A 12,222-nucleotide genomic window follows, 5' to 3' on the forward strand; every position below is an offset into this window, starting at 1 on the left:
TCAGATCCGCGTCATCGAGAGGATCGCCTCGATGATCTCGTTCGACCGGTCGAGCGGAATGAACAGTCGGGTCTTGTACTGAATGACCTCGCTGAACACACCGTGGACCTTCAGTCGCTCGCGGTCCTCCGGCCGGTAATTGCGGATTTCAAGTCGGCGCGAGCCGTTGACGAGCGCGGTTGTCAACGTCGCGCCGCCCAGGCCTGGGATCGCAACCCCCGTCCCCTTCTGGGCCGCGGCGCCAAGTTCGGCAGCGGTCAGTTCGACTGTGCCGTCGAGACCGAAGGCTGATTGCAGTTCCGCCATTGCCGCCGGCGGGATCAGGCGGCCTATGATCGAAATCCCCTGCCCATCATCGATCCGCCAGACGCGGACATCATCCTGAGGAAGTCGGTGCCAAACCGGCAGGAGGAGTCCGGTCGCGACGTTGACGGTCTCGATATCGACCTTGGCCTCCGCCTCGCTCGCTTCGGCTTCCCAGAGCTTCTGGAATTCGTCACGGTCGATCTCTTTCCAGAGGCTGGCCCACATGGCTATTTCCTGCATGCGGGTCCCGCCGGTCGGACGAACAAGCTGGCACATGGGCACGATGCGTCCTTCCTCGTCGGTAATCGACCAGGACGGCACCTTTAGAGCGACGCGCTTGGACCTGCTGTTCCAGAGATAAGCGATTTCGCGGGTGCCGTCCCAGATCTGCATCAACCGGTTCCAGTGCATGACGCGCGGGCGCAGATGGAGCTCGAGCCGCAGCAATCTGGTTTCGGCACCGGTCACCGGATCGGTGCGTAGCGTCTGTTCGGATCGGACGATGATCTGCTCTGCTCGGATGGTCTCGACCCCGACGTCAAGCGTGCCTGCCTCGCGTGCTGCATCGATGCGCGCCTGGATGAGCCCCATATATTCGTCGAAAATTGCGTTCTGGGTCGCGATCCTGAGCGCGAGGATGCGATTGAGCCAACGTTGGATCGGCGGCAGCTTTTCGAGAAGCGTGCCGTCATCGTCAGTGAGCTTGAGACCGGTCATGGCTTGGAAGTTCTCCATGGTCACGCTCGAGAGCTTGTTGCCATGGAGAAGATGATACCATTGGGTGAGCGCTTCCCGGGCATAGTCGCTTTCCAGATTATCCGCCGGATCGAAGAGGTTCTGGCCGCCTGTCTGGCGCTGGCCGCGTGTCAGTGCGCCCAGGCTGTCGAGACGCCGTGCGATGGTCGAGATGAAGCGCCGTTCGCCCTTGCAGTCGGTCGTAACCGGCCGGAATACCGGCGGCGTGCTCTGATTGGTGCGATGGGTGCGCCCCAGGCCCTGGATTGCGATATCGGCGCGCCAGCCCGGTTCCAGCAGGAAATGAACACGACGCTTGTCGGCCGTCCTGCAGGCGAGATCGGCGTGATAGGAACGGCCCGTGCCGCCTGCGTCGGAGAAGACCAGGATGGGTTTGATCCCGTCCATGAACGCCTGGGTCTCAGAGAGATTGGCGCGTGCGCCGCGCCGTTCGAGTTTTTGGGCACCGTCGCTGCCGATGACGATGCGGCGCGATCGGCCCGTTACCTCGGCGACTTGTGCCGTCCCGAAATGCGCGAGCAGCGCATCGAGTGCGGCCGGAACCGGAGGCATGGCGCAGAGTTCCTCGATCAGCGCATCGCGCGTTGCGATAGCTTCGGCGCACTCGACCATATTGCCTGCTTCGTCGCGCATTGGTTCCGATCGAAGCGATCCGTCGCTGGTGGAGAAAACGCGCATCTGCTGGGTCGGGAAGGCGTTTTTGAGGTAGTCGATCATGGTCGCTCGCGGCGAGAGCTCCAGATCAAGATGCGCGCGTTCTTCAGGCGAGAGTTCGGCAAGCCGCCTGTCGAGGATAGCCTCGGCGGTGCTGACGAGTTGGACGACGGCGACATTGCCGGCCGAGATTTCGGTTTCGATCGCCTCGAAGACCGTCGGCATCTTCATCGAGATCAGCAATGCCGACCAGAAGCGCTGCTTGGAGCTTTCGAACCGGCTGAGCGCCGATCCCCTCGCCATCGCGTTCAGGGTCCGACCCGAGGCGCGATCGATGATATTGGCGGCTTTCAACGCGGCATCGACATTGCGATGAATCACGGCCCAGGCGTCGGCATAGGCGTCGTAAATCTCGATCTGGGCGGATGTCAGCTTATGCTCGAGCGGGTCATATTCGACGCCGGCAAAACTGAGCGCGCGCGCCGTGTAGAGGCCCATGGCCTTAGTATCGCGCGCCACGATCTCCATCGCCGCGATACCGCCGTCCTCCATCGCGGCGAGGAAAGCGTCTCTGTCCCGGAAAGCGGTGCCTGGCCCCCATAGGCCGAGCCGCGCAGTATAGCTCAGATTTTCCGGCTTGGTCGCGCCGGTCGCGGACACGTAGATGACCCGGGCACGCGGCAGCGCGATCTGCAGCCGGACGCCGGCAAGGCCCTGTTCGGACCCCTTGGCCGCTCCAAACTCGGTCTCGGTGCCGGCCGCGTTACCGAGCGCATGCGATTCGTCGAGCAGAATGACGCCGTCGAAGTCGGGCCCGGCCCAATCGAGCAATTGCTGCAGACGCGATGCGCGGTCATGGCGCTGGGAGCGGAGCGTCGCATAGGTGAGAAAGACGATCCCGCTCGCCATGCCGACCGGTTCACCGAGGGGAAACGCATCGAGCGGCTGGATGTCGATCGGCACGCCGCCCAGCGCGCTCCAGTCCCGCCTTGCGTCCTCGATCAACGCTGAACTGCGCGAAATCCAGATCGCCCGGCGGCGGCCGCGGTTCCATTGATCGAGGATGATGCCCGCACCCTCACGACCTTTGCCGACACCGGTTCCGTCAGCGATGAAGAAGCCGGTCCTGTAAACCGCGCCTTCCGGATCCTCGTGAAGTTGGTCACCCGCTTTGTTGGGCGAGAAGGTGCCCTTGAGATCGCGTTCGCAGGCTTCGCCTGCATGGATGATGGCCTCGAGCTGGGCATCGGACAGGGCAGCGAAAGCCTGCGGCTGGAACATCGGGCGATAGCTGGGTGCGGGCGGCAGCACGGACGCCATGGCGACCGACTCCACCAGTTGGTCCGGGTGGGGCCGGGCGTCAGGGATCTCGATCCGTGCGGGCCGCCAGGGCGCGTAATGCCCGACAGGATCGCCTGCTGGCAGCGGCGTGGCGCGGATCGCATAGTCGATGGGTCTGGCGCTCCCATCCGCCGCGATACGATCGGGCGCAACCAGCGCGCGCTTCTGGATGCCACCGAAGATCGTGGACGGCGACGACATCATGGCACGACGCGGACGCAACGGAATGACGGCCGGCGCGGGTGGTTCCGGTTCGGGAACGACAAGGCGTGGCGGCACGGCAGCGACCAGGGCTTCGGCCTCTTCGATGGATTGGGCGGACAGGCGTTCCGTAGGCCCTGCCCAGCCTTTGTCGAAGACGATCAGCCGGACGGCGATGCTTGTGCCATGCTTGGCATAGGGGTGGCCGAGGATGGTGATTTCGACACGTGGGTTCACGGTTTCGCAGACCATTGCATAGCCGGTGGCGGCGGTGCCGTCCGCTGCGAAGCTGGGCGGCATGATCGCGACGCAGCGCCCGCCCGGTGCCAAACGCAGCAGCGCGGAACGGAGATGACGGGCGCCTGCGAAACGGTCCCTGCCCCGACCTTCGCTCCGGCTGAAGGGCGGGTTCATCAGCACAACGCTTGGCGACTGGCCGGCAGGTAGCTGGTCGTTGATGAATTCGGCGTCGTGGGTCGTGACAGGCAAACCCAGCAGTTTGCCGAGCAGCGCAGCACGATCGGGATCGCGCTCGTTGAGGGTCAGCACGGCGCCGACCCGAACGGCATGGGCAGCCAACATGCCTGTGCCGGCAGAGGGCTCGAGCACCTGATCGTCCGGGCGGATGCGCGCGGCCTGCGCGGCGAGCCAGGCGAGCGAGATCGGTGTGCTGAACTGCTGCATCTCGACCTGATGCTCACTGCGATAGCTATGGGTGGGAAGTGCGCGTTCGAAACCGCGCAGCGAGGCGAACGAATCAGCGCCGACCAGATCGACGCCTGTCCAGCCGTCCGACGATTTGAGGAGGATGACCTGTGCGGCTTCGAGCGCGTCATAGGCGTCGCGCATCGACCAGCTGCCCGTCGCGTCGGAGGCGCTAAAGGTTTCCTCCATCAGGCGCCTGAGGTCCTGGCGCCGAATGGCGTGACCAAGTCGGAGCAGGCCCGCGAGCCCGGTAGCGACGTCGAACAGGCGGGTGGTCTTGGAAATTTCGGGCTCGTCGGGATGCGCGAGCGCGAGCAGGGGAACAGACATGACAGAACTCCGGATTGGATCAGGACCATCGCGGCCCACCACTCCTCCTCCCCCTTCCCTCCCGGTCTGTGGCCAGCATGAAAACAGGGCCGTGGCGCGAGGCCAGGCCCTGAGGTGGAGACAGATGGCAAAGAGGGATTTGGTGGTGGCCTATGATGCTCGAAGGAGGATCACGGCAATCGACGGCTTCTCATCCGACGGATGGCGTCGGCTGTCATAAGCATTGTGGCCACCGCGCCCAATGGTGAGCATGTCGAAGCTAGGCGATGTGCCGCCATTCGCGTTGGGGATGGTAGTGGCATTGTCGTGATACTGGATGTCGACAAAGCTCGGCGGCGCGCCGCGCTCATATTCGCCGAAGAAGAAGGTGATGCGACGTCCGTCGCTGGTGCGCGCGCTGATCGTGAAGTTCCCGTCGGGAATTTCGATCGGCAAGGTTGGGACATCGTTGAAACGAGCGAAACCGATCGATTCGGCATCGCGCGCGGTCATGACGGGGAGTTGGGTAATGTCGGCCATCGTCTGTTTCCTCGAACCCGGTTCGCCACTCAAGGCGCAAGTGCACGAAAAAGAGGACCGCAACGCGAGGCTGCGGTCCCAGGGGCGTTGGATCAGGCTGCCTGCTGGAGTTCGTCGCCAGCGTCGGATACACGCTCGTCGTTCGCAGGCACCGGTTCCGGCGTGGTAGCGGTCGTCCCGAAACGCATGACGTCGGGTACCCAGGCGAGAGCCGCTTCGCGCAGTTCCGCCTCGATGGGGACGGAGCCGCCGAAGATCTTCTCGGCCGAAGTTGCGAGGTCATGCTTCTTCGACGCACCGTAGCGGCTCGACAGTTCCTTGCCCCCAATCTCTTCGAGGTGGGTGAGGATTGCGGCCTTGCTGCTCAGGCGATCGAAATAGTTGTTCGCGGTCGGACGCCACCAGGCGGCCACATCGATCTCGAGCTTGGTGCCGAGATGGTCGATCATGGCCTCGCCCGTCTTGCCTGCGACAACCGCGTGGAGCGTCCGGGCGATGGCCCAGGCGAGCCAGGCCGCACGAGCCTCATCGGGAAGCGCGCAGAAGGCATCGTAGCGCTGGCAGACGTCGCCAGCTTCGGTCCAGCTACGATCGAGCGCCTCGTCGATCTTGCCCCATTCCTCGGCGGCGAGCGTCCCGCTCTGGTAGCCGGTGAGCCCGGAGTAGGGCTTGTCGGCCTTGAGTTCGGTCGCAAGATCGAAACCGCTCGAATGGCGGGTCGCCTTGTCGACCATCCAGAAGGTGCCGAGGTCGAGCGCGAAGCGCGGATCGCTGGCGATATGGACACGCAGCAATTCGCTCTTCATCTCGGCCAGTTCCTGACTGAGCCGCTGGCTATAGGTGGACTTGCCCGGGCCGGCGACGACATCGTCACTGTCGTCCTCACCCTCTACCTGGTCGCCCTGTTCGTCCTCGTCAGGCTCTTCGACCGGAGCGACATAAAGTTGCTCGTGAAGACGCGGCTGGCCATCATGGCCGATGACGACATAGGCGAGCGCCGCCGCTTTCTGCTCCTCGGAGATGACCGGTGCGGGCTTCTCGATCGCGCGATATTCGGCTTCGAGCATCTCGACACGGTTGGCCTGTTCGACCTGGCCGTCCTCATCAGCATCTTCCCAGGCTTCATTGGCGGCCTCGATTTCAACCTCGAGTTCCTCGAGACGCGCCTGCTGTTCTGCCGTAAGTTCGGGCGCGTCGCCCTTGAGCGGGCGCAGGTCCCAGGTGTCGTTGTAGCTGACATGGGTCGAGGGAATGATCCGGACTTCCGCCAGCCCTTCACGTTCGCGCAGGGTTTCCGCGGCCGCCGCGAGCTTGTCCGCAACGAGACGGTTAAGGAGATCGCCGTCGATCCATCGCTCAGTCGTCGAGTCGGTGAAAAGGTCGAGATCGACCCGGCCGCCCGCCTCGATATAGGCATCGCGCCCGACCAGAAGAGCCTTGGGATCGCTGCCCACATAGGTGTCCTCAACGAGCTGGCGTTTGATCTCGTTGACATTGGCCCGGTAGTAGCCGTCCTTGAGCAGTTCGAAGACCTCGGCCTGTTTGGTGCGGTCGCTATTGCTCGCATAGGCAACCGCGACGTTCAGCGTGATCTCGCCGTTGCGCAGCGCTTCGAAGATCGGATCGGCGAGATCGGCAAGACGGAGCCGACTGCGCACGAACCGCTCGGTGAGGCCGAAGCGCTTGGCGACGTCCTCAGGGGTCTTCTTCTCGCTCTCGATGATGTCCTGAAAAGCCCGGCAGGTATCGGCCGGGTTCATCGTGAGGTTGAAGAAATTTTCCTCAAGACTGGTTTCGATCGCGTCCTTGCTGTTCCCGAGGACCAGCACCGCCAGCTGATAGTCGGCATCGAACACGCCTTTTTCGATCAGCCGGTGGACCGCGTCGAGGCGTCGGCCGCCCGCGATGATGCGGTAATGCCCCTTTTTGCGCGAAACAGGCACGCCGATGAGGTTCTGCCGCACGCCCTTGACGGCAATGTTCGCTTCGAGTTGGGCGTCGGCGACGGCGTCGCTGACAGTTCGGACGTTGCTCGGCGACTTGGCGAGGTTTGCCGCGGCGACGAGGATGGGAAGTTGCGTCATTGTGGTAGTCTCCTGGCGGGGACAGCCTGACCATCAGGCCACTTTCCGCCACCACTCCCCCACTCCCTCCCCTCCCGCCCGGAGCACGTCGTTCCAGTCCTTAAAGCCGGGCGGCGGGAACTCGGTGTCGATATCGCGGCCCGACATCGCGTAGCTCTCGAGCGCATGGGCGACGCCGATTTCGCCGGCGATGTCATTGTCGGGGAAGAGAATCAGGCGCCTGACGCGGTCGGGGATCGCGATCTGATGGAGCCGGTCGCTGCCAAGCGTGGCCCAGACCGGAATCCCGAACAGGATCATTGCGGAGATTGCGGTCTCGACCCCTTCGGCGAGTCCAAGGATCGACGTCGGAGTGCTCAGCATGACTGCTGCGCGGTCGGGGCGGCCAAGCGTCATGCGTGGATCGGCAAGATCGCGGGCGCGCCGCGCATCGTCCCTATCAAAGAAGGTGCGCTGGATGGCGATGAAGCGCCCCTCGTCATGAAGGCCGCCGTCGTGAAGAGCCGCGATCATGGCGGGCCGGAACTCGACGTCATCACCCCGGCCGAGTGGTGTTCGGGGATGGAAGCGCAAGGCCCGGGGCAGCAGCGCTATTCGCCTGCGGCGCAGATAAATTTCGGCGGGTGTGCCGATCAGCGGCCTGGCTTCATCCCATATCCGCAATGCCTGCTGGCGCCGCCACAGGTCCGTCGGCATTCCCGCCGAGGCCTGAGAGACCTGGTCCACATGGTGCAGCGCTTTTTCTTCGAGACGAAGGATCTCATTGATGACGTCGCGGGAGTTGCAACCCGCAAAACATTTGAAGAGCAGCGCATGGTCCCCCACGCGAACAGAGAGGCTGGGACTGCGGTCGGCGTGGGCCGGACAACGGCACATTGCGCCGCCCGGCTTCCAGACGCCCCCCAGACGCTTCACGATATCGGACCCGATGGCCTCGAGTTCCGGGTTATATTTGCTTATAGTACGAGGCATGGGCGTGTCCCGAAAATGGGCTGCCCGCCCGCCAGTGAGTTCATCAGACGTCAAGAACGGCAGAAGGGGAGAGACGGGCAAGCATTGGACGGGCGACCCGCAGATCGCCCAACCAATTTCCACCCACTCCCCTCCTTCTCGGTCGGCACGACGTTGTGGCGCGTCTCGGCCTATGCCGAGCACTGGTCGTTGCAAATATACCTAGTTTATGCTGCCGACAGATTCGCGAAAGACCTTCACGACGTCGAAGGCCGACTTAGCATTCCCACACAATCATCCAGAATGGATCGATGCGGACCAGACGCTATTTACAGACAAGAACTTACAATATGGCAGGCGGGGACATGAGATTCCTTTCACCGGAGAAAGGATAGTGTCATGCCGATTCCCTCCAAGGAATTTCCCGTCGGCCTCCGCGAGCCCACCAAGCCGGACCGGGAGCAGCCGAAATGATGGAGGATTCGCGAATCACGACCACCATCAACCGGTGCAGGATGGTCGATTTTACGGAGCAAGTTCAGCGGCTGCGCGCTGATGAGTTCGGTCGGGATCTATTTACGATCCCCGCATTCGAGATGCTGCTGGATCTCTATACCTGCAGGAGCCGCCAGCCGCGCTCATTGACCGCGCTGACCGCGGCATCGAGTGCATCGGAACGAAATTCGCAACGCATCGTCCACCGTCTTGCTGAACGCGGGCTGGTCAAATTGCGACGCGATCCGAGCGATGGCCGGAGAATCCTTGTCGAGCTGGAGCCGGCAACGAGTGAATTGCTCGACCGCTTCTTTGACCGGCTGGTTGAGCTCGTTGCGGTTTCGCCCGCGTGCAAGGCGAACGAGAGCTGAGCATGCGATGCATAGGGGCAAAAGGGTATCCGGGTGCTTGTAGCGCCTTGCAACCATCTGGAAATCGTTGCAGAGTTTTGGGGCAGTACGGGAAACGGCTGGGGACCGTCTGCAGGATAAACCTTCCACGCATGGCAAAGTGCCCATCCATGACGGTTGGGCGCACGCATTGGACGTTATTGCCCACCACCCTTGGGTGGTTCTGTCATGCTTTCTTCGCTGCTTGTCTGCCATCGCGCATTGACGCGCTTCGACCTCCCACTGTGCGCGTAAGCCGATGTTTCGCGCCAGTGAGAATGAAGCGCCGTGCGCGCGCCCGTCCGCACGTTATGATCATCGCCAGTTCGAGGCCGTCTACCGAAGGGAGGCGCCGAAGCTGCTTTCGTTTCTCAAGCCGCGCATCTGGCAAGAGGAGGATAGGCACGATCTGGTGCAGGAAGCTTTCACGAGGCTGGTCGCATCGCGATCCACCGCTGCGACGAGCAATCCGGGCGCTTATTTGCAGGGGATCGTTCGACATCTCCTTGCCGATCGCGCGCGCGCCTGGGCCAAGGCGCAATCATTCGATCCCGTTACCTATTCGGCCGGCAATGACATTGCCGGACCTGATACCGTCGCGGAAATAAACGACATGCGGGAGCGCTATCGATCGGCTGTCGAGACCCTCCCGCCAAGGACGAAAGAGGTATTCTTGCTACATCGAGCTGAAGAACTGGGATATAGGCAGATAGCTGAGCAACTCGATATCAGTATCCGAACCGTGGAGTGGCATGTGGCTGAGGCGATTGTGCGCATCGGCAAGAGCATCGGAAACGCCCATGGCTGAAGAAGACATGCCAGAGCCTGTGCCGAGGATGGATCAGCAGATGCGTGAGGCATCCCTGTGGTTTGCCAGAATGCGGGGCCCTGATGCCGAGGAGTGGCGCCCGCAATTCGAACAGTGGCTCGTGCTTGGGGCATCGCATCGCGGGGCATACAAACGAGCTGGCGAGATATTCGCTTTGGGACGCTTCATGGCGGCACAGGACGAAGATCAAACCGAAGCGAACGATAATGAGGAGAGCCGTCGCCATTGGAGATGGGCAGCAATAGCCGCAAGCCTGCTCGTGACGCTCGGCATCGGAGGATGGATCGCGAGAGTTCAGCTACCTGGCACTGGCAGCGCTCCAGTGCAGGTGGCACAGCCGAAGGTTAACCAGGCGGCCGAACTTCAGCGGTATGCGACCCTGGATGGCTCCCGAAAGACGGTGCGACTCGTGGATGGCTCGTCCGTCGAACTCGATCCCGACAGCGAACTCAGCACGACCTTCAGTTCTGGTCGGCGAGAGTTGAAGCTGGAACGCGGTGGTGCCCGCTTCGATGTTGCGCATGAGACCCGGCCCTTCATCGTTCTGGCAGGCGGAGGAAGCGTGACCGCGCGCGGGACAATTTTTGAGGTCAGTCTTGGGCGAGACGAGCGCGTGACGGTGAAGCTTCTACGCGGAGCCGTTGATGTCGAACGTCCCAGCACTAACAAGGGGACGAGTGCCCCTGCAGCTGTTGCGCGTCTTGAGCCGGGCGAAACCCTCAGTTTCGCAGCCATCACGCCGACGATGCTTCGATCCGCGTCGGGGAAGGCCGAACTTCAACCTCTCGCCCAGGTGCCGGAGCCCTCGCCCGTTCGTGAGTACGAGCGCACGCCTCTGGCTGCCGTGGTGGCTGAAGCCAACAAGGATTCTGAAACCGCTATCCGTCTGGGCGACCCGACTATCGGGACGTTGCGGGTGAGCGGTCGATTCCGGGTAAATGATGCCGATCAGGTCGCCGACCGTCTCGCGACACTGTTCGATCTCGACGTCGAAAGGACAAAGCCGGACGAAATCACGCTCCGGAAAAAATAGCCGAAAGTTTTTATCCCTACCCCGTAGGTTGCAGTTTTGTTGCGATGCTCCCTGAAAATCCCGCCAGATTGTCGGGAATTTCAAAGGGGGCAAAAGATGGTTCGAATGGGGTCTCGTTTTCGGTGTGCACTTCTTGCCGCTGTGGCGATCGGTACGCTCGTGCCGGTCGCCCCCGCCCTCGCCGTCGATGAGCGTCGCATCGAGTACAACATCGAAGCCGGGGACCTTGGCGACGCCCTCAAAGCCGTAAGCCGCCTGTCGGGGAAGGAGATCATCTTCAACTCCGAAGCGGCCCTTGGAAAGAAGGCGCCGCGGCTCAAGGGATCGTTCAGCGCGGACGAAGCCGTCCGGATGCTCCTGGCAGGATCCGACCTCGTCGCCCAGTACCGAAAGGACGTCATCATCATCCGGGGGCGATCGACGCCGTCGGCCGATCTAACCGATCGTTCGACGGATCACAGTGAGATCGTGGTCACTGGAACACACATCCGTGGGGTCGAACCGGCGTCACCGCTAGTCGTAGCCACGAGAACCGACATCGAGAAGCGTGGCATCAATGACCTCGGTACATTCGCGCGTAGCTTGGTCCAAAACTACTCTGGCGGGCAGAACCCTGGCATCGCCGTCGGAGCACAAGGCACTTCCGAAAACATAACCTCGTCCTCGGCGCTCAACCTTCGGGGGCTTGGCGCAGACGCCACTCTCACGCTCTTCAACGGCCATCGCGTTGCCTATGACGCTATAAGCCAGGGAGTCGACATTTCCGCCGTGCCACTTGCCGCCATTGAGCGCGTAGAAATCGTGACGGACGGCTCGTCTGCCTTATACGGCTCGGATGCAGTGGGTGGCGTGGCAAACGTCATACTTCGCCACGACTATGAGGGCGCGTCTGTCTCCGCGCGTATTGGCGGCGCGACCGACGGAGGAGATTTCGAGCAGCAGTTCAATCTGGTGAGCGGGAAGCGCTGGGAAACCGGGGGATTCATGGCCGCTTTCGACTTCCGCCATGCAACCCCGATCACGGCAGGCCAGCGATCATATACTCAGGTGAACAATCCGTCCGACACTCTCCAAAGCGGAGCACGCCAATATAGCATCGTAACTGCTGGCCATCAGAATTTAGGAAGCGGCATTTCCTTTGAAGTCGATGGTCAGTTTAGCGACCGCGATAGCCAAATCTGCGTCAGCTATGTTTTGGAAGACACATGCCGGGTTTCGGGCGCCGACATACATATCAACACGCGCTCCTGGACGGTCGCGCCGAGCCTCAAACTCACGCTCGGCAAGACTTGGGAATTGAGGCTCGGCTCGATGGTGGGCGAAAGCAGGGCCAAGCTGCTCGCAGACGTCTCGTTTGATGGAGCGCTCGATTTTGTCCAGAAAGGGACTTATACGAATCGCATCCAGGCGTTGGAAGCAAACGCGGAAGGTCCGGTATTCCGGTTGCCGGGTGGCGAAGCACGGCTCGCCGCCGGAGTTGGCGTGCGGAAGACGAAATTCATCATCAACGTCGCCGCCATTCAGCAAGGGAATGTCGCCCCTTATTATGACTTCTCTCAGGATCGGACCACATCGTACGGCTCTCATGACTGCCGTCCGAGACGCTGGCCGAGTTTACTCCTTCGCTGG

Annotated in this window: 8 protein-coding genes; 4 read left to right on the forward strand and 4 right to left on the reverse strand. The window is 62.2% G+C overall.

The window, feature by feature from the left end; genetic code table 11:
- From ET21_RS0108315 to ET21_RS0108330, 4 genes are all read right to left on the reverse strand, one after another.
- Positions 1–4,293 (reverse strand): strawberry notch-like NTP hydrolase domain-containing protein, encoded by a 4,293-nt coding sequence (locus tag ET21_RS0108315; protein ID WP_030539303.1) that lies wholly within the window; start codon positions 4,291–4,293, stop codon positions 1–3.
- Positions 4,294–4,443: 150 nt separating this feature from the next.
- Entirely contained in the window at positions 4,444–4,812 is a 369-nt protein-coding gene (locus tag ET21_RS0108320) for a hypothetical protein (RefSeq protein ID WP_030539304.1), read from the reverse strand.
- 92 nt (positions 4,813–4,904) lie between these two features.
- A complete protein-coding gene (locus ET21_RS0108325; RefSeq protein ID WP_030539305.1) occupies positions 4,905–6,896 on the reverse strand; it encodes a ParB/Srx family N-terminal domain-containing protein in 1,992 nt (663 codons plus the stop codon).
- Positions 6,897–6,929: 33 nt separating this feature from the next.
- Positions 6,930–7,991, reverse strand: a complete 1,062-nt coding sequence (locus ET21_RS0108330) for a toprim domain-containing protein (RefSeq protein WP_237751520.1) — start codon at positions 7,989–7,991, stop codon at positions 6,930–6,932.
- 326 nt (positions 7,992–8,317) lie between these two features.
- Here ET21_RS0108330 and ET21_RS0108335 point away from each other — a divergent pair, with 326 nt between their 5' ends.
- The 4 genes from ET21_RS0108335 to ET21_RS0108350 all read left to right on the forward strand — a co-directional run.
- A complete protein-coding gene (locus ET21_RS0108335; RefSeq protein ID WP_030539307.1) occupies positions 8,318–8,713 on the forward strand; it encodes a MarR family winged helix-turn-helix transcriptional regulator in 396 nt (131 codons plus the stop codon).
- Positions 8,714–8,990: 277 nt separating this feature from the next.
- Positions 8,991–9,539, forward strand: coding sequence for an RNA polymerase sigma factor (locus ET21_RS0108340; protein ID WP_030539308.1), 549 nt, complete (start codon positions 8,991–8,993; stop codon positions 9,537–9,539).
- A complete protein-coding gene (locus ET21_RS0108345; protein WP_030539309.1) occupies positions 9,532–10,593 on the forward strand; it encodes a FecR family protein in 1,062 nt (353 codons plus the stop codon). Before ET21_RS0108340 ends, ET21_RS0108345 begins: the two co-directional genes overlap by 8 nt.
- Positions 10,594–10,689: 96 nt before the next feature.
- The coding region (locus ET21_RS0108350) for a TonB-dependent receptor (RefSeq protein ID WP_156029046.1) at positions 10,690–12,222 on the forward strand (1,533 nt) is incomplete at its 3' end.

The sequence above is a fragment of the Sphingobium sp. DC-2 genome, assembly GCF_000722555.1.
In the GTDB taxonomy this organism is placed as follows: domain Bacteria; phylum Pseudomonadota; class Alphaproteobacteria; order Sphingomonadales; family Sphingomonadaceae; genus Sphingobium; species Sphingobium quisquiliarum.

Coding starts and splice junctions, on each gene's coding strand:
- ET21_RS0108315 (WP_030539303.1), bottom strand. CDS start 4,293: ATGTCTGTTCCCCTGCTCGCGCTCGCGCATCCCGACGAGCCCGAAATT.
- ET21_RS0108335 (WP_030539307.1), top strand. CDS start 8,318: ATGATGGAGGATTCGCGAATCACGACCACCATCAACCGGTGCAGGATG.
- ET21_RS0108325 (WP_030539305.1), bottom strand. CDS start 6,896: ATGACGCAACTTCCCATCCTCGTCGCCGCGGCAAACCTCGCCAAGTCG.
- ET21_RS0108320 (WP_030539304.1), bottom strand. CDS start 4,812: ATGGCCGACATTACCCAACTCCCCGTCATGACCGCGCGCGATGCCGAA.
- ET21_RS0108345 (WP_030539309.1), top strand. CDS start 9,532: ATGGCTGAAGAAGACATGCCAGAGCCTGTGCCGAGGATGGATCAGCAG.
- ET21_RS0108340 (WP_030539308.1), top strand. CDS start 8,991: ATGTTTCGCGCCAGTGAGAATGAAGCGCCGTGCGCGCGCCCGTCCGCA.